The sequence below is a fragment of the Acinetobacter sp. YH12152 genome, from assembly GCF_013418285.1.
Classification (GTDB): domain Bacteria; phylum Pseudomonadota; class Gammaproteobacteria; order Pseudomonadales; family Moraxellaceae; genus Acinetobacter; species Acinetobacter amyesii.
In genome coordinates this window covers 24307-42367 of sequence record NZ_VPCH01000035.1, presented here as the reverse complement: position 1 = coordinate 42367, position 18061 = coordinate 24307, and the positions used below count along the sequence as shown (strand labels likewise).

Genomic DNA, 18061 nt, shown 5'->3' with positions numbered 1-18061 from the left:
GAGCGACAATTGATGTAATTCGAGAATACATCCAAAACCAAGAAAGACCCGACTGAAAAGGCGTGCTATCCATCTCCATCTAAATCACAGATTATAGATGGAGAATTCCGCACATTTAGTTAAAAAGTAATTATTCTGCCATTATTAAAACGAGAACAATGATGACGCAAATAATACCGTCGGACACTGCATTGACACATTTACCGCCTTGGCAACTGCGTGGCGATGCTTTTATTTTGAATTATTGGATCTCTCCGAGTTTTATCCAACAAGCGCAGATGTTCCGTTTAGCGACATCGCCTTTAGGTCGTGTGGTTCAGGTGTTATTGGTCCGATACCATGATTCACCTGTGGGCCCTTATGACGAATTGCTAATTTTAGATCACCCTTTATGGAGTAAGAAAAGGTTAAGTTCGATTCCTAAGATTTATGTTTCGACAGATATCTCTGTCATTCATGGTCAAAAACTCTGGGGTATTCCTAAAGAGTTGGCAAAGTTTGAATGGCAACAACATGACAATGAAGTGGTCTGTACTATAGAAGTTGAACAACACAAAATGCAGATCCGTTTAAAAAAATCACGTTCACAGCGTTCTTTCTATATTAATAGTCATCATATCCCTGCAGCGATGTTGCAAATCAGACAAGCGTGGGAAGGTAAGCGTTATCAATTTTCACCGAAGTTTCGTGGACGGCTCTCTAAACTGAAACAGGTAGAATGGCACAACACACAGGACATTTTTCCAAATTTTTCTGAAGCACGATTATTGCAAAGCTTTTATATCCCAGAATTTAGCCTCGTTTTTCCTGCTGCAAAAATCCAAGATAAATAACCCAATAAATAAAAACCCAGTGTTTCACGTGAAACACTGGGTTTACTTTATATAAAGGAATGATTAGCTACGTTTATCCCAAAATTTACGGAACTTCGTACTGATCTCGATCACGTATTTTTTAGCTCGGTGCGAAACCGGGGTTAAGTTAATAAAGCCATGGGTTTGATCGGTATATTCTTGATAAAACACTTTCACCCCTTGCTGACGGAGTTTATGCGAATAAATTTCACCTTCGTCATGTAAAACGTCATGCCCTGCTGTCACGATATACGCGGGTGCGATACCTGCCAATTTTCCATAGGTTGGTGAAATTAATGGATCATCTAAGGCCACTGCATGTTGTTCTGCATATAAAGCCGTTACGACATCAATATCTTTTTCAGTCAGAACTAGACCATCTTTATAAGCATAGAAAGATGGGTGGCGACTCTTGAAATCCACTACTGGGTAAATTAATAGTTGAGCTTGCGGGGCAAAAACTTTTTGAGCACTGCGCTGTGCAACCGCAGTAGCAATATTGCCGCCTGCACTATCCCCTGCCACCGCAATTCGATTTTTTAGAATTTTAAACTGACGACTATTTTGATAAGTCCAAGCCAATGCATCTTCACAACTTTGCATTAATTGAGCTGGGCTGGCTTCTGGTGTTAAAGGATAATCAATACTTAAAACTTGTGTTTTGGCATGCACAGCCAATAAACGACAAACTTCATCATGCGTGTCTAAACCACCCACCACAAAACCACCACCATGATAAAACACGATCATCGGTAATTTTTTATTTGGAGCAGGATGATAATGACGCGCAAACAGCGTTGCACTTTGTAAAGGTAGACGTATATCTTGCACTTGTTTCACAAAGGTCGGCTTGGTCTTGATCGACTCCATCTGTAAATCAAATAATTTACGAGACTTCACATAGTCTTCGGTCACAAAGCCTGACTTACCTTGCTTGAGTTGAGCCGCCATCATGCATTTCACCAGCGGATCTAATTCTGGAAAAATAAACGGATAATCGAGACGTTTTGCGAGGCTTTCTTTGGCAAAGTTAGGAAGACGATCAAGTAACCAAGCAGCCGTACCTTGGCCTTTATCTTTCATATTTTTAAGTGATTCATTCAATGCAAACATGCTCTATCCTTCGAATTATGCTCTTCATACTTTCTACATGATCTAGGTCAAATGTGACCATATTCACATATAAGTCTCAACATCGACATACATAGTACAGACCTAGTTAAGCTAATCTTCTTTTATAGAGTTGTCATTGACAATTTACCCAAGTTTTATGGGTTGATTATGCTAACCCATTCTCGATAAAGGATACTCACCATGGCTAAAAAGATCATCCTTCTGTCTTTTGCGACTGCTTTTTTGGCTGTAGGCTGCGTAGCATTCCCTGAAGATGGTTACTACGATGGACGTTATGACCGCCGTTATGATAATAATGATCGACGCTATGACAATCGTTATGATCGCCGTTATGACAGTCGTTATGAACAAGACCGCCGTACATGGGAACGTCAGCAACAACAACGTAATCGTTTAGAGCTCGAACGTAGAAAGCAGCAACTTGACCAGCGTAACTGGGAACAAAATCGTAAAAATCAACAAGAGTGGGATCGTCGTAAAAACGAACTCGAACGTCAACGTCTAGAACAACAGCGTAAATACTCTGAAGCTGAACGTCGTAAACGTGCTGAACAAGATCGTCAAAAAGTCAGCAAAGAGCGTCAGCGCTTAGAAGAACAGCGCCGTAAAGCCAGTCAAGATCGTAGAAAACAAATTGAGCAAGAGCGCAAAAAAAATATTCAAGATTTAAGAAAGGCATCAGATCAACAACGTAAAGCGGCTGAAGAACGTCGTCGCGCGTGGGAAAATCGCCGTTAATTGTTGTTTTTGCAGATCGGTTAAAAGTAAAAAGCTCATCTACATGATGGGCTTTTTTTTCGTTCACTAAAAATAGAAAAGGTAAAAAAAAGCAATAGAAAAGAAAATAGACAGAAGAGGCATCCTATCTTCTGTCTATTCTTGACTGCCTGTTGTTACAGGTCAGAGAGCATGAAACAATCTTATTGCTGAACTGTAGGTTGTGGTGCAGATTGAACTTCAGCACCTTGCGCTGATGGATCTGCTTGAACCACAGCACCCGATTGTTCTGTCGTAACAGATGCTTCAGTTGCAGATGTTACTTGTGCAGTTTCTGGAGATTCTACAGTTTCTTGAGAAGTACAACCTACCGCAGCTAAACCAAAACCTAAAACTGCGACAGTGAATAAACCAATTTTTTTCATCTTCATTATTTCCTTCATTGAATCATTAAAAGCAAAGCTCAACTTTGCCCGAGTCATAATGGAAAATAATTCTGTGAAGTTCCCACCTTCTAAGTTGTACTTTGTACGAGGCACGGTACAGCTTATGAAATGTTTTATTAATCAGGCAATTTTCTTTTATTTTTAGACTTTACATCATTTATTTAACTCAAGTCCTTTGTTTTTTATTAATAAAATAAATATAAATCGTTTTGAATAAGACCTAATTTCAGATTTTTAATACAACAAAGTCCAACAAAACTTGCAGCTCAGTTACTTAAGTGGCTGTTTTTATAAATTTCATGCAAAAAAAAGCCTGCTTATGAGAGAAGCAGGCCATGAAAAACACATTTGAAATAAATTAAGAAACTACAGCGATAGAATCTGAAACAAAGAATACTGTGCTGATCATTTTTTGTGAAATATTTAATAAAACTGATACTAAGAGTTTTTATGTATAAATATTAACCAGCATTTTTGAGGCAAAAAAAATGCTGATTCTTGGGAAATCAGCATGGAAAAGTGTTTCTAAAATCTAGAGGTAGTCACCATATCCCTCTCTCCAGTGGATATGGTCACTTCCGATAGATAAATTATGCAAATTTTCAGGTACAAAGAGAAACCGTTAAAATTTATGATAAAAATCTATAAATCCGATCAAAACATGATTATACATTCAAATCAATAATTTATATTTTTACAGAATATAATTTTGCAGTCGATATTTGGCTGAAAAACCGTTTTTTTGAATAAAAAACTGCATTTAATCGCTGACTTCGCTTGAATTTTTATCCCCCGCCCCGATTTCTTCTATTAATCATGAATTCAAAACGCATGGCAGTTACGCATCGATGTCGTTTGAACGCACAGCTATAAGGACTGAACATGTTTAAGAACCCATTTAAACGGAGTAAATCAATGGCGACTGAGCAAAACCAAGACGCTCAAGATCTTCAACAAGAGCAAGCAGAACAGCAAACTCAAGCTGAAAACGAGCAAGCTGAAGTTTCAGTTGAAGATTTACAAGCACAAATCACCAATTTAGAAGAAAGCTTAAAACTTGAAAAAGCACGTACTGCAAATGCCGTATATGAAGCGCAAAAAAGTGTAGAGCGTATTCAACGCGAATCTGAAAAACATAAAGATACTGTGCTGGAAAAATTTGCAAAACAATTGCTTGAGTCAGTTGATAACCTTGAACGCGCGATTGCTGCGGCAGGTGATGAAAAATCAGGTTTATCTGAAGGTGTAGAACTTACACTGAAATCATTGCTCAGCACTTTAGAAAAATTTGGTGTGGTTGCTGTGGATACTGCAAATGGTTTCAATGCAGATCTTCACCAAGCTGTGGGCATCGATCCAAATGCCAAATCGAATGAAATCGGGACAGTATTGCAAAAAGGCTATAGCTTAAACGGTCGTCTATTACGTCCAGCTATGGTTATGGTTGGTGCATAAACCCAAATTTTCTGAGACGAATTAAAAATTTTAACCAATATTACTTGAAAATTTTTGATTGGCTCTCATATCGGATAACAAGTAAATCCCTTTTTATTTCCCTTTGAGAAAGGGAAGAGTTTGGGAATAAAAGAATTTTAGAGGAAACATCCAAATGGCGAAAATCATTGGTATTGACTTAGGTACTACAAACTCTTGCGTAGCAGTACTTGAAGGCGACAAAGTAAAAGTAATCGACAACGCTGAAGGCGCTCGTACAACTCCATCTATTATTGCGTATAAAGATGGCGAGATCCTTGTCGGTCAATCTGCTAAACGTCAAGCAGTGACTAACCCTAAAAACACTTTATTTGCAATCAAACGTTTGATCGGTCGTAAGTACCAAGACCAAGCTGTGCAAAAAGATATCGGTCTTGTACCTTACAAAATCATCAAAGCTGACAATGGCGATGCTTGGGTTGATGTAAACGACAAGAAACTTGCACCACAACAAATCTCTGCTGAAATCTTGAAAAAGATGAAAAAAACAGCTGAAGACTACCTTGGTGAAACAGTAACTGAAGCGGTAATTACTGTTCCTGCGTACTTTAACGATGCTCAACGTCAAGCGACTAAAGATGCAGGTAAAATTGCTGGTTTAGATGTTAAACGTATCATCAACGAACCAACGGCTGCTGCACTTGCGTTCGGTATGGACAAAAAAGAAGGTGACCGTAAAGTTGCGGTTTACGACTTAGGTGGTGGTACTTTCGACGTATCAATCATTGAAATCGCTGACCTTGATGGCGACCAACAAATCGAAGTATTGTCTACAAACGGTGATACATTCCTTGGTGGTGAAGACTTCGATAATGCATTAATTGAATACTTGGTTGAAGAGTTCAAGAAAGAACAAAGCGTAAACTTGAAACAAGATCCGCTTGCACTTCAACGTTTAAAAGAAGCTGCTGAAAAAGCAAAAATCGAGCTTTCTTCTTCGAATGCAACAGAAATCAACCTTCCATACATCACAGCAGATGCGACTGGTCCTAAACACTTAGTGATCAACGTGACTCGCTCTAAACTTGAAGGTTTAGTTGCTGAATTGGTTGCTCGTACGATTGAGCCATGTAAGATTGCACTTAAAGATGCAGGTCTTTCAACCTCTGACATCTCTGACGTAATCTTGGTGGGTGGTCAGTCTCGTATGCCACTTGTACAACAAAAAGTACAAGAGTTCTTCGGCCGTGAGCCACGTAAAGACGTGAACCCAGATGAAGCTGTAGCGATGGGTGCTGCGATTCAAGGTGCAGTACTTTCAGGTGATAAAACTGACGTACTTCTTCTTGACGTAACTCCATTGACTCTTGGTATCGAAACAATGGGTGGCGTGTTAACAGCAATCATCGAGAAAAACACCACGATTCCTGCGAAGAAATCTCAAGTGTTCTCAACTGCTGCTGACAACCAACCTGCTGTAGACATTTCAGTTTACCAAGGTGAACGTAAAATGGCTCAACAAAACAAATTGTTAGGTAACTTCCAATTAGGCGATATCCCACCTGCTCCACGTGGTGTGCCACAAATTGAAGTATCTTTCGACATCAACGCTGATGGTATCTTGAAAGTATCTGCGAAAGACAAGAGCACTGGTAAAGAGCAATCAATTCAAATTAAAGCAAACTCAGGTTTGAGCGATGCTGAAATTGAAGCGATGATCAAAGATGCTGAAGCGAATGCTGAAGAAGACCGTAAATTTGAAGAATTAGCGAAAGCACGTAACGAAGCTGATGCACTTGTTTCTTCTGCCCAAAAAGCAGTAAAAGATCTTGGTGAACAGGTAACTGCTGATGAGAAATCTGCAATCGATGCTGCTGTAGCTGAGCTCGAAGCAGCGACTAAAGAAAACGATGTAGATGCAATCAAAGCGAAAACTGAAGCACTTCAAAACATCATTATGCCGATCACTCAACGTGCTTATGAAGCTGCACAAGGTCAAGGCGGTGCTGAAGGTTTTGATCCTAACGCTTTCCAAGGCGCTGAAGGTCAAGCTCAAAAAGCAGATGACGGCGTTGTAGATGCTGAGTTCACTGAAGTTAAAGATGACAAAAAATAATTTGCCGCTTTAACCGAGTTTTTCAAAGCTCAAAAAGACCGCGCGAAAGCGCGGTTTTTTTTGCAGATGATTTTATCTGCATCAGGCGATATTCAAATAACACACTAACGTTCAAACAGCCACATTCATCTCGACTCACCATCAATCTAAACTTAGATTTGCATAGCGCTAAATTTCAGTTAAATTAATGCAAAATAATCAAGTTTTGCGACGCTATGCGTTTGATTTTAATTATTGTTGTCATCGTTTTGAGTACTTGGTGGATCTATCAAACCAAGCAGCATCCTCAACTGAAATTTAATTCAATTTCAGATCGACTTTTACACCCTCTCGATACCCGATTGCGTTATCGGGTTGCTGATGTCGATCCGCGTTTTGGATTAAGCCAACAACAAGTCATTCAACTTAGCCAAGAGGCTGCAGAGATATGGCATAAAGGGACGCTCAAACCGTTATTTATCTATGACCCAGATGCACAACTGGCGATCCATCTCATTTATGATGATCGCCAAAAACAATACAACGCCTATAAGCAAGTCCAAAAGACCTTAGCCGCAGATAAAGCTCGTAATGATTTATATGCCGAGAACTTAGCAAATTCGAGAAAAGGTCTGGAGATGAATGAGCAACAGCTCCGATCAAAACAAGCCATGATCCGTGTGGAAATCGCACAGCTGTCGCAAGAACGTATGAGTTGGAGCCGAATCGAGCATGCGCAAGGCCCCAATATGCAACGCGTTGAAAGAGAACTTGCGCAAGTCAAAGCACAAGCGATGCAATTAGACCAAGAAATAGATCGATTTAATCAGCAAAATGATCAATTTAACCAACAAGTCTCAAGCTATAACCAGCAAATTGATCAATATAATGCAGGCGTGATACAAGCCAGTCAGCGCTTTCCTGCACGAGAGTTTCATAAAGGTGTCTTTATGGGCGATCAGATTCAGATTTATCAATTTGATGCGGATGATGATTTACGCCTCACCCTTGCCCATGAACTCGGACATGCTCTCGGCTTATCTCACCATAATGACCCTACTGCATTAATGTACCCAATCTTGGGCGCGCAACAATTAGAAAACTTTAAACTGATGCCAGCAGACCAAAGCTTACTGTATTATCGCTAGTGTGCCCTGAGCATAAAAAACCATACAATTTATAAGGATATTGTAGGATTCACCAACAAAAATCAGCATTTCATGTTATTGTTGATCTGCAATAATCCCCTTATATCAATGACATCTTCCGTGGAGAGCAATGTGAGTTACTACCATATCTTAATTGAAGTGAATGACCACATCAGCACGATTGAACAAACCCGTGATATTGAGCTTTTTGATATTACCGAAATTCAACCTTATCTCCATGCGGTACTTTTACCATTTTTTAATGAGCAATTAATTGAACTCGAAGACGAAAATCTTGAGTTTAAAGATGTCTTGCATTTACAAGTCAAACAAACCCTTTTGCCGATCCGTGACCTCATCGAAGAAGAACAACGCCTGCTTCCGAGTGATACCGATATCACCATTACGGCTTATGAAATTTTTAATAATTATCAATTGAGTCAAGACGTGACCACAGTGATTTTAGATCTGTTAGAAGCGCTAAAATTTGAAGCCTAATATCGATTTTAAACATTAAAAAAGCCCTCAAAATGAGGGCTTTTTTATGGCTCAATTCATCATCGTGATTAGATCGAGAATGAAGATCCACATCCACACGTGGTTGTCGCATTCGGGTTTTGTACCACAAAACGAGAACCCTCTAAACCTTCAATATAGTCGACTGTTGAACCAACTAAATATTGATAACTAAGTGAATCCACCAACATTTTCACGTCTTCATTGATAAATTCAGCATCATCTTCGTTTTGGCTTTCTGCAAAATTAAATCCATATGAGAAACCTGAACAACCACCACCAGTCACATATACACGTAACATGAGGTCTTGATTACCTTCACTGTCACGCAATTGGCGTACTTTATTGGCAGCATTGTCAGTCAGCACAAGTGCTTGAGCATTCATGATGGATTCCTCTGAGTCATTGGGGTGTCTTTAAAAAGAAAAGACCATATTTCAAGTATAACATACTCAATATATGGTCAGTCTTCACAGTTTAAAGTTAAATCAGAGTATTTTTCTCAAGATTCATTTAAAACTTATTTATAGTTTTCTTCCTGTAATGCGCATTCGAAGTTTTTAGGGTCTTGTTTACAGCGGAATTGCCATAATAGTTTCATCATTCGCTTGTCGTAGATACCACGTTTAGTCAAATCGATACGCGCTTCACGCATCATTTTTTGATAACCAGCTTTGTCTGCTGTTGGAACATCCATCCAATATTTGGCTGGAATTTCTGACTTCATTTTGCCTAATATCGTGAATGCACGCGGTAATTGTGTTTTGACCCAATCACGTGATTTTTGCCCATACCCCGCTGGGAATTTATCTGGGCGAATAATAATATTTCCCGTCACTTGTAAAATTGGATAATTAACAATTGCACCTTTACTACCTAAACCTTTATGTAACTCCAAGGGTTTAAACACCGCTGCAGGTGCACCAATAATATCCACCTGACCATTGTTAAATTTAGAGCCAAAATTGGTCACGTCAGCACTGACCGCTTGAGCCCCCACCTGTTGCACCATAATTTTCTGCGCTTCATCATAATCAAGCACCGCAATTTTTTTACCTGCTGCTTTAGCGACAGTATTGATACTACGGTCATTCACCAACAGGTAGGCATCACCTACAGGAATCACACCTACCACTTCATATTTACTATTGACCATGCTCTTTGCAAACGTTGGACTCGCAAGGCCTTGCATCACTTTAACCGCAAGTTTCAAATCTGGAATTGCACCAATCGCATCTAAAGAACCGGTAAAATTATTAAATTGACGACCACGCATACCTGTGACACTGATCCCATCACATTTACCGGCTTTAAAATCTTCCGCAATCACCGCTTCATTTTGACTGACGCGGAGCTCAATGTCTGCGCCCCAGTTTTTTGCCGCCAATTGGTAATCTCTCATCAGGGTAAAAACATCACCATTTTTACCCACCAAATCAAATACACACACCACTTGCTTTGCTTGAGCTACGCCATTCACCGCCATTAACGCAGCAGCAATACTCAATGCCTTTGTCCATTGTTTCATACTGACTTTCCTTGTTTTTTACTGTTTTTGTTTTAACCATTTTTTGATTTTTGGGTCATGCGGAGTATGATTAAATATACTCACAGCCCTCGATTTCAATTTAGATTACCTGAATATTTTGCTGACTCAATGGCGAAAATGACCTGTGCATTTGCGAAAAAAAGCCCGGATAAATCCAGGCTTTTTTCTTTAAATATCAGTTTATTCGCCGCTAAGTGAACATTCAAAATTGGCTTTATCGACAGAACAACGTGCCTTTTTCAATACTGACATCATGCCCGCATCATAAATGCCACGTTTCGTCATATCCATACGACCTTCACGCAATAATTTTTGATATTTGGTTTTATCTTCTGCACTTAAGTTAAGTTTATATTTCGCAGGAATACCCGCCTCTAAACGGTTAATCATCGCAATACTCTTCGGTAAATGTTTCACAAACCAATCACGAGATTTTTGACCAAAGCCTGCTGGGAACTGATCAGGACGAATAATAAAGTCCGCGGTCACTTGTAAAACTGGGAAGTTAAACATCGCACCATTGGTACCTAACCCCTTATAAATCTCTAATGGTTTGTAGGCATACGCAGGCGCACCCACCATATCGACCTGACCATTATTAAACTTCGCCACAAAGTTAGATACATCTGAAACCACAGCTTGAGCGCCGACACGTTGCACCATAATTTTTTGTGCTTCGTCATAGCCTAATACTGCAAACTTTTTACCTGCTGCTTTTTCAATTGAGTCAATTTTTTTGTCTTTGACAAAGATGAATGCTGAACCCAGTGGAGCAATACCCGCCACTTCGTATTTCTTACCACCTAGGTTGCTGACCATTTTTGCAGCATTACGTTGGTCTAATGCAAAGGTAATCGCACGTTGCGCAATTGCATTGCTCGGTGCGCCACCAAGCGCATCAATCGAACCTGCAAATTTATTGTATTGACGAGCACGCATTGCCGTCATAAATACGCCATCACATTTACCCGCTTTAAAATCATTGTCGGCTACTGCTTCATCTTGACGCGGAATTAAGTTAATTTCAGCACCCCAGCCTTTTGCTGCAAGCGCCCATTCCTGAGCCATTTGGTATGACTCACCTGACTTACCCAGTAAGTCAAATACACAGATATCTACTTTTGCTGCCTGAGCTGAACCAGCAAAGCCAATTGCAGCAAATGTAGCCAATGATAGGAGCGTTTTTTTCATTCTATTTTCCTTTCAAATCTTTTTATGGTTCAGAGGTGTCCTTACACAACGCCGATATTAAGCAAGTTAATTTAAAAAAAATAGAGCATTTACTCCATTTATTTATGTCATTTTGGCACATTCTGTTTTTTTGTGATTAATATCACTTTTTTATTTAAGGCAAAATTATAAATATAATCATCATGTTGTATGCAAAAAAGGCTTTTTGCATTTACAGCCTTTTTATGAAACTTTACAAAGAAATACAGAAAAAAGCTTATTCACCCGCCACTGAACACTCAAAATTGGTTCGCTCAATCGTACAACGTGCTTTTTTCAGTACCGTCATCATGGTGGAGTCGTAGATTCCTTGTTTGGTTAAATCCATCCGTCCTTCACGCAAAATTTTCTGATATTTCAACTGATCATCTTTGCTGAGATTCATCTTATATTTGGCAGGAATTTCAGCTTCCATGCGTTTTACCATGGCAAAACTTTTCGGTAATTGTTTAACGAACCATTGCCGAGAGGGTTCAGCAAAACCATCTGGGAATTTATTGTTACGAATAATCAGGTCTGCCGTGACATTCACCACAGGAAAATTCACCATCGCTCCAGTAGTGCCTAAGCCTTTTGAAATTTCGAGTGGCTTAAAGGCATAAGCCGGCGCAGCCACAATTTCAACTTCGGCCTGATTAAATTTGCGAATAAAATTGGAAATTTCCGACATGACTGGCACAGCGCCGACACGGTCGACCATCTCTTTTTGCGCATAGTCATAATGCAAAATGGCAAATTTTTTACCTTCAGCTTTTTCTAAATTATTGATATTGCGATCACGGACAAAAATATAGGCTGAACCAATTTGCCCAATCCCTGCCACTTCATAACTATCTTTACCTGAATTGGTAATCAGTCGCTTACTGTTCCGCTTATCTAAGACATAGGTAATGGCTTTTTGTGCGATGGTATTGTTCGGTACACCGCCAATGGCATCAATCGAACCAGCAAATTTGTTATACGCACGTGCCCGCATCGAGGTCATATAAAATGCGTCACATTTCCCTTCTTTAAAATCTTTATCGACTTTGGATTCATCTTGATATGAAATCAGTTGAACTTGTGCTCCCCATGCCTTACTGGCTAGAGACCACTCTTCCATTAGCTTATAAGATTCCCCTGCTTTTCCAAGTAAATCGAACACACAGACCTTCTGATTGGCATAGCTTTGTGCAGACATCACACCTGAAAGAAGCGATAAAATTAAAATTCCTTTTCTCATTTCTTATATTCCCAATATGTTTTATTAATCCATTTAAAACAACAACTTGAAATATTTTTTTAATACTAAAGCCAGTTCAATATACCTAAATACGTGGAATCTGTCACATTTTTTCAGATGGTTGCGATGCTTTGTTTTTTCTTTTGCAAAGCCATCCATTAGAATAGCCTCACATTCTTCTTGTTTAGTTAGTTCCATGATTCAGTTAGACCAACTTTCCATTCGTCGCGGTGGGCGTGTTTTATTTCAAAAAGCATCTATGCAATTGCATCCAGGCTGGAAAATCGGCTTAACCGGTGTAAATGGTGCGGGTAAATCGACTCTTTTTTCTGCACTTTTAGGTGGAATGGAATCTGATGGTGGTTCATTAACTCGTCCTGCGGTATGGACCGTCGCGCATATGGCGCAAGAAATCAAAGCACTCGATATGAAAGCGATTGATTTCGTTCTATCAGGCGATGAAGAATATTGGGATATACAACATAAACTTGAACATCCAGAGCAATTAGACAATGAAGCGTTGGCACACTTATATGGCCGATTTGATGAAATCCATGGCTATACAGCACCATCCAAAGCCTCACAGCTGATGGCTGGCCTGGGTTTCTTTGAACACCAGTCCCAGCTCAATGTTTCAAGCTTTTCAGGTGGTTGGCGTATGCGTTTAAACCTTGCGCGTACCCTGATGAGCCGTTCTGACCTTTTATTACTCGATGAACCAACCAACCACTTAGACTTAGATGCGATTTTGTGGTTAGAAGATTGGTTAAAAGCTTATGAAGGCACACTGATCTTGATTTCACATGACCGTGATTTCTTAGATGCGGTGACTGATCATATTTTACACATCGAAAATCAAGAGCTGACGCTTTACACCGGTAACTATTCAACCTTTGAACGCACCCGTTCTGAGCGCTTGGCACAACAACAACAAGCCTATGAAAAACAACTCGAAACTCGTGCGCATCTCCAAAAATTTATTGACCGTTTTAAAGCCAAAGCGACTAAAGCTAAGCAGGCTCAAAGCCGTATTAAACAATTAGAACGTATGCAGGAACTTTCTGCCGCGCATGTCGATACGCCATTTACCTTTAGTTTCCGTGAGCCAACCAAAATGAGCTCGCCGCTGTTACAAATGGAACATGTCGATATTGGCTATGGTGACAAACTGATTGCCACCAATGTGAATTTACAGATTACCCCAAACAGTCGCATTGGTTTACTCGGGATGAATGGTGCGGGTAAATCAACCTTAATTAAATCCTTGGTTGGTGACCTTCCCTTATTACAAGGGACGCGCAAAGCCTCGGAACTGTTAAATATTGGCTATTTTGCACAGCATCAAATGGATGCTCTAGATGGCAATGCCAGCCCAATGTTGCAATTATCTCGAATCGCTGACAAAAAAATCAGTGAAGCGGTATTACGTTCATTCTTAGGTAGCTTTGGTTTTAGTGGCGAACGCATGGATACGCCAAGTGAAGGATTTTCAGGCGGTGAACGAGCACGATTGGCTTTAGCTTTGATTGTTTGGCAGCGCCCCAATGTTTTAATTCTAGATGAACCGACCAACCATTTAGACCTTGATATGCGTCATGCGCTAACTATGGCATTACAAGACTTTGAAGGCGCTGTGGTTTTGGTTTCGCATGAACGTCAATTGATTGCCAGTGTTTGTGACGAATTATTATTGGTACATCATGGGAAATGTCGCGAATTTGATGGTGACCTCGTGGCTTATGCCGATTGGCTGCGTCAAGCACGGATCGACATGATGAAAAATAGTCAACAAGCCCCGACTCCCATCAAATCTCAAGTTGAAACTAAACCGACGATTTCCAAAGTCGATAAAGAAGCGCAACGTAAAGAAGCTGCACGTCAGCGTGAATTGACCCGCCCGATTCGTAAAAACATTGAAAAAAATGAAGCGCAAATCAGCAAAATTCAGCCACGCTTAAACGAAATCGAGGAATTATTAGCAGACAGTGCTTTATATGAAGCCAGTCGTAAAGATGACTTACTCAAACTAATGAATGAGCAAACAGAATTAAAAGCCAAACTTGAATCTGTCGAAGAGCAAATGCTTGAATTAATGATGGAATTAGAAGAAATGGAAAGTAGTTTTGAAGCTTAATTTAAAAAGCAAAACCCTAGATTTGCATTATTAAGAAAACCTAACTTAAGCTCAAAAAATCAATCGCCGTGAAATTTAAATGTTCCACGGCGATTTTTTATTTAAACTTCACAATAATAATCGCACTATAAATCTAAAAAATATTTAAAAAATCGAATGTTCATATCCAACTGGTTATTGCATCGTTAAGGCATTTCTATTCGGAAAGAATCTAAAAATTCAGCGATCGCTTTTACCCTAATTTTGTAAATGAATTCAAAAAAATATACTTCACATCAAACTCATTACCACAGTTATCCACAAAAGCCATTTTTAAATTCAAATCTTAGTTTTAAATTCATTTTTTATTTTTTAAATTCAAAATATCGAACCACCTTTTTTATGGATAAATATTTTTAAATGATGTTATCCACAATTATAAATGACTTTGATGTTGAACACTATTAAATGTGAAAATTCACAAAACTTATCCACATTTATAAGATGGATGCATTTTATCTCCACTGACTACATCAATTTAAACTTTTTATTGTTTAAGATAAGGCAGAAGGATGGACTTTTTTTGCCTTTAAAAAGCGTAATTCTTGTATTTTCCAGGTTTGATCAAAATGCCAGATTTCCTGTATTTGCTGCTGTGTTTCAGCTAAACCAATTAAAATTTTGCACTCAGTTTGGTCACGATTAAACTCATATTCTTCAAATTCTACGTCTGGTTTTTGTGGTTTCCAAACCCCATTTTTCACTGCATGTGCAATACGTTCATAGCGGATATAATTACTTTCGACACGCCCGTCTTGCTCATAAACCACCTTAAAGTGCTCATCTTCGTATTCGGCAAGAACGGTATAATTTCCGGTAAAAAATGCATTTACCCAGATGTCACGAATGTGTTCAAGTTGATTGTCCATCATATATAGACCTCTTATTTTTAGCTGCTAAGTTCAATTTGATTTGAGCTTAGCATCAGAATAAGTCAATTTTATAAAACACAAATTGGCGATTTAATATTCAATTTTATTTAAGATAGCACAAAAAAAAGCACTCCGAAGAGTGCTTTTTTAAATGATTCTGTAATCAGAATTTAGGCATCAATATCCGCATTTAACGCATTTTCTTCAATGAAAGCACGACGTGGTTCCACATCATCACCCATCAAACAAGAGAACATACGATCAGCTTCAATCGCATCCTGTACCGTTACTTGCAGCATGTTACGGTTCTCAGGATCCATTGTGGTTTCCCAAAGCTGTTCAGCATTCATCTCACCCAAACCTTTATAGCGCTGAATCATCATGCCACGGCGTGAGTCTTGTAGGATGTTTTGCCAAACCCGATGGAAGCTATTTACTGGAATTTTGCGCTCACCTTTTTGTAGGTAAGCACCTTCTTCCAATAAGGTGAACCAACTCTTCGAATTTTTGAGTAAACGTGCATATTCACCTGAACCCAATAGACCTGAATCTAACAAGTATTGGTGCGGTAAGTTATGAACATAGATGGTAATACGCGGGAAATAGGTCGCTGACTTATTGCCTTCGGTATCTTCATGCTCAAAAGTTTCTAAGCTTAATTCAGGACGTAAGCTAGGTTGAGTTTTCTCAATATTGGCACGTAGTTGCTCACCCCAAGTCTGTACATAGTCTTGGTTATTTGCGTGATCTAACTTAAAGCCTTCTACTGCCAATAAACCATCCAACACACTTGCAGGATAACGTACAGTCAGACGATGCAAGCTCTTTTGAGAGGTTTGATAATCCGCAATCACACCCGCTAAAGCCTCACCACGAATGGCTGGTGCTTCTGCACTGATGTGTAATTCAAGCTCATCAATTGCATTTGAAATCAGGTAAGTCTCAAGCGCATCATTATCTTTGATGTACTGTTCTTGCTTGCCTTTTTTCAGCTTATACAACGGTGGCTGTGCAATATAAATATATCCACGTTCCACAAGTTCTGGCATTTGACGGAAGAAGAAGGTCAACAGTAGCGTACGAATGTGCGAACCATCGACGTCGGCATCGGTCATGATGATGATTTTGTGATAACGCAGTTTATCTGGGTTATATTCCTCACGGCCAATACCACAACCCAAAGCAGTAATCAGTGTTCCCACTTCTTGTGAAGAAATCATCTTGTCAAAACGTGCACGTTCCACGTTGAGGATTTTACCTTTCAGCGGCAAAATCGCTTGCATCTTACGGTTACGGCCCTGTTTTGCAGAACCGCCCGCAGAGTCACCTTCGACTAAGTAAAGTTCAGACAATGCAGGATCTTTTTCCTGACAATCGGCCAATTTACCTGGCAGGCCTGCAATATCAAGCGCACTCTTACGACGAGTCATTTCACGTGCTTTACGTGCTGCATCACGCGCACGTGCTGCATCAATAATCTTGCCTGCAATCGATTTAGCGGCTTGTGGGTTCTCTAAAAGATATTCAGCAAATGATTTATTCATCGCTTGCTCAACCGCAGTTTTCACTTCGCTCGACACCAATTTTTCTTTGGTTTGCGAAGAGAATTTTGGATCAGGCACTTTCACCGAAACAATCGCAGTTAAACCTTCACGTGCATCATCACCAGAAACTGCTACTTTCTCTTTTTTGAGTAAGTTTTCGCTTTCCATGTAGCTGTTTAAGCCACGAGTTAATGCAGCACGGAAACCCGCTAAATGCGTGCCACCATCTTTTTGTGGAATGTTGTTGGTAAAGCAACGAACATTTTCCTGATAAGAATCATTCCACTGCAATGCAACTTCTACACCAATGCCATTATCCGCTTGAGTAGTAAAGTGGAAGATATCATTCAGATGGGTTTTGCCTTGGTTAATATATTTTACAAACTCAGACAAACCACCTTCATAGTCATAAACGTGCTCTAAATTGATACGTTCGTCACGTAGCACAATTCTCACACCTGCATTCAAGAAAGATAATTCACGTAAACGACGCGCCAAAATATCGACATTAAAAATCGTTTGACTGAAGGTTTCAGCACTTGGCCAGAAACGTATACGTGTACCTGTACGATCTGTCTCACCCACCACCTTTAATGGATACACGGAATCACCGTGTTTATATTCTTGCTGGTGGATTTGACCCGCACGATGAATAGTTAATTCGAGCTTGCTTGAAAGCGCATTCACCACGGATACGCCTACACCATGTAGACCGCCTGAAACTTTATAGCTGTTATCATCAAATTTACCGCCCGCATGCAGAATCGTTAAAATCACTTCTGCTGCAGAAACACCTTCTTCTGGGTGAATGTCGGTAGGAATACCACGACCGTTATCCGATACGCTTACAGATTCATCTTCATGAATGGTGACTTGAATTTCGTCACAATGACCTGCCAACGCTTCATCAATTGAGTTATCGACAACTTCAAACACCATGTGGTGTAGGCCAGTACCATCGTCAGTATCACCAATATACATGCCCGGACGCTTACGTACAGCGTCTAGACCACGTAATACTTTGATGCTAGAGGAATCATAAGCTTTTTCTATGGTTTGTTCTGTTTGAGAAGCAGCTTGATCTTCTGAACTCATGGTTTCTCCCTAGTGAAAAATAGGTCTATCCA

The 18061-nt window shown here is 39.7% G+C and carries 15 protein-coding genes; 7 read left to right on the top strand and 8 right to left on the bottom strand.

Going from position 1 to position 18061, the window contains the following annotated elements; translation table 11 throughout:
* The first annotated feature begins 161 nt into the window (after positions 1–161).
* The gene (locus FTU83_RS11700; protein WP_180027167.1) at positions 162–833 is read left to right on the top strand and encodes an acetoacetate decarboxylase family protein; all 672 of its coding nucleotides are present in this window, start codon (positions 162–164) and stop codon (positions 831–833) included.
* A 63-nt stretch (positions 834–896) separates the two neighbouring features.
* On the opposite strand, the gene FTU83_RS11695 is transcribed toward FTU83_RS11700, so the two are convergent.
* A complete protein-coding gene (locus FTU83_RS11695) occupies positions 897–1967 on the bottom strand; it encodes an alpha/beta hydrolase (protein ID WP_180106578.1) in 1071 nt (356 codons plus the stop codon).
* Between the two features lie 201 nt (positions 1968–2168).
* On the opposite strand from FTU83_RS11695, the gene FTU83_RS11690 reads away from it, so the two are divergent.
* Positions 2169–2726 (top strand): hypothetical protein, encoded by a 558-nt coding sequence (locus FTU83_RS11690; RefSeq protein WP_180022965.1) that lies wholly within the window; start codon positions 2169–2171, stop codon positions 2724–2726.
* Between the two features lie 182 nt (positions 2727–2908).
* On the opposite strand, the gene FTU83_RS11685 is transcribed toward FTU83_RS11690, so the two are convergent.
* Positions 2909–3130, bottom strand: coding sequence for a hypothetical protein (locus tag FTU83_RS11685; protein WP_257222600.1), 222 nt, complete (start codon positions 3128–3130; stop codon positions 2909–2911).
* 936 nt (positions 3131–4066) lie between these two features.
* Here FTU83_RS11685 and grpE point away from each other — a divergent pair.
* The 4 genes from grpE to FTU83_RS11665 all read left to right on the top strand — a co-directional run bounded on the left by grpE (position 4067) and on the right by FTU83_RS11665 (position 8326).
* Positions 4067–4606, top strand: a complete 540-nt coding sequence (gene grpE / locus FTU83_RS11680; RefSeq protein ID WP_111885723.1) for a nucleotide exchange factor GrpE — start codon at positions 4067–4069, stop codon at positions 4604–4606.
* A 154-nt stretch (positions 4607–4760) separates the two neighbouring features.
* Entirely contained in the window at positions 4761–6701 is a 1941-nt protein-coding gene (dnaK, locus tag FTU83_RS11675; protein WP_078194438.1) for a molecular chaperone DnaK, read from the top strand.
* A gap of 215 nt (positions 6702–6916) precedes the next feature.
* Complete coding sequence (locus tag FTU83_RS11670; RefSeq protein ID WP_180106584.1) at positions 6917–7828, top strand: matrixin family metalloprotease; 912 nt, start codon at positions 6917–6919, stop codon at positions 7826–7828.
* Between the two features lie 120 nt (positions 7829–7948).
* Positions 7949–8326, top strand: coding sequence for a hypothetical protein (locus FTU83_RS11665; protein WP_180005534.1), 378 nt, complete (start codon positions 7949–7951; stop codon positions 8324–8326).
* A 68-nt stretch (positions 8327–8394) separates the two neighbouring features.
* Here the strand turns inward: FTU83_RS11665 and erpA are convergent, their stop codons facing one another.
* The 4 genes from erpA to FTU83_RS11645 all read right to left on the bottom strand — a co-directional run bounded on the left by erpA (position 8395) and on the right by FTU83_RS11645 (position 12345).
* Positions 8395–8730: an iron-sulfur cluster insertion protein ErpA gene (gene erpA / locus FTU83_RS11660; RefSeq protein ID WP_078189499.1), complete on the bottom strand. Its 336-nt coding sequence runs from the start codon at positions 8728–8730 to the stop codon at positions 8395–8397.
* A 134-nt stretch (positions 8731–8864) separates the two neighbouring features.
* On the bottom strand, positions 8865–9872 hold the full coding sequence (locus FTU83_RS11655) for a putative solute-binding protein (protein ID WP_180074173.1): 1008 nt from the start codon (positions 9870–9872) through the stop codon (positions 8865–8867).
* A gap of 201 nt (positions 9873–10073) precedes the next feature.
* Positions 10074–11084, bottom strand: coding sequence for a putative solute-binding protein (locus FTU83_RS11650; protein ID WP_180005536.1), 1011 nt, complete (start codon positions 11082–11084; stop codon positions 10074–10076).
* Positions 11085–11340: 256 nt separating this feature from the next.
* Positions 11341–12345, bottom strand: coding sequence for a putative solute-binding protein (locus tag FTU83_RS11645; RefSeq protein ID WP_180022815.1), 1005 nt, complete (start codon positions 12343–12345; stop codon positions 11341–11343).
* A gap of 196 nt (positions 12346–12541) precedes the next feature.
* Here FTU83_RS11645 and FTU83_RS11640 point away from each other — a divergent pair, with 196 nt between their 5' ends.
* Positions 12542–14479 (top strand): ATP-binding cassette domain-containing protein, encoded by a 1938-nt coding sequence (locus tag FTU83_RS11640; protein ID WP_180050916.1) that lies wholly within the window; start codon positions 12542–12544, stop codon positions 14477–14479.
* 533 nt (positions 14480–15012) lie between these two features.
* On the opposite strand, the gene FTU83_RS11635 is transcribed toward FTU83_RS11640, so the two are convergent.
* Both FTU83_RS11635 and gyrB read right to left on the bottom strand, forming a co-directional pair.
* Positions 15013–15390 (bottom strand): hypothetical protein, encoded by a 378-nt coding sequence (locus FTU83_RS11635; RefSeq protein ID WP_180064144.1) that lies wholly within the window; start codon positions 15388–15390, stop codon positions 15013–15015.
* 170 nt (positions 15391–15560) lie between these two features.
* Positions 15561–18029 (bottom strand): DNA topoisomerase (ATP-hydrolyzing) subunit B, encoded by a 2469-nt coding sequence (gene gyrB / locus FTU83_RS11630; RefSeq protein ID WP_180106586.1) that lies wholly within the window; start codon positions 18027–18029, stop codon positions 15561–15563.
* Positions 18030–18061: the final 32 nt, after the last annotated feature.

What these genes read in the sequence shown, in the direction of transcription:
- FTU83_RS11700 (WP_180027167.1), top strand. Translation starts at nt 162, where the DNA reads ATGACGCAAATAATACCGTCGGACACTGCATTGACACATTTACCGCCT.
- FTU83_RS11695 (WP_180106578.1), bottom strand. Translation starts at nt 1,967, where the DNA reads ATGTTTGCATTGAATGAATCACTTAAAAATATGAAAGATAAAGGCCAA.
- FTU83_RS11690 (WP_180022965.1), top strand. Translation starts at nt 2,169, where the DNA reads ATGGCTAAAAAGATCATCCTTCTGTCTTTTGCGACTGCTTTTTTGGCT.
- FTU83_RS11685 (WP_257222600.1), bottom strand. Translation starts at nt 3,130, where the DNA reads ATGAAAAAAATTGGTTTATTCACTGTCGCAGTTTTAGGTTTTGGTTTA.
- grpE (WP_111885723.1), top strand. Translation starts at nt 4,067, where the DNA reads ATGGCGACTGAGCAAAACCAAGACGCTCAAGATCTTCAACAAGAGCAA.
- dnaK (WP_078194438.1), top strand. Translation starts at nt 4,761, where the DNA reads ATGGCGAAAATCATTGGTATTGACTTAGGTACTACAAACTCTTGCGTA.
- FTU83_RS11670 (WP_180106584.1), top strand. Translation starts at nt 6,917, where the DNA reads ATGCGTTTGATTTTAATTATTGTTGTCATCGTTTTGAGTACTTGGTGG.
- erpA (WP_078189499.1), bottom strand. Translation starts at nt 8,730, where the DNA reads ATGAATGCTCAAGCACTTGTGCTGACTGACAATGCTGCCAATAAAGTA.
- FTU83_RS11655 (WP_180074173.1), bottom strand. Translation starts at nt 9,872, where the DNA reads ATGAAACAATGGACAAAGGCATTGAGTATTGCTGCTGCGTTAATGGCG.
- FTU83_RS11650 (WP_180005536.1), bottom strand. Translation starts at nt 11,084, where the DNA reads ATGAAAAAAACGCTCCTATCATTGGCTACATTTGCTGCAATTGGCTTT.
- FTU83_RS11645 (WP_180022815.1), bottom strand. Translation starts at nt 12,345, where the DNA reads ATGAGAAAAGGAATTTTAATTTTATCGCTTCTTTCAGGTGTGATGTCT.
- FTU83_RS11640 (WP_180050916.1), top strand. Translation starts at nt 12,542, where the DNA reads ATGATTCAGTTAGACCAACTTTCCATTCGTCGCGGTGGGCGTGTTTTA.
- FTU83_RS11635 (WP_180064144.1), bottom strand. Translation starts at nt 15,390, where the DNA reads ATGATGGACAATCAACTTGAACACATTCGTGACATCTGGGTAAATGCA.
- gyrB (WP_180106586.1), bottom strand. Translation starts at nt 18,029, where the DNA reads ATGAGTTCAGAAGATCAAGCTGCTTCTCAAACAGAACAAACCATAGAA.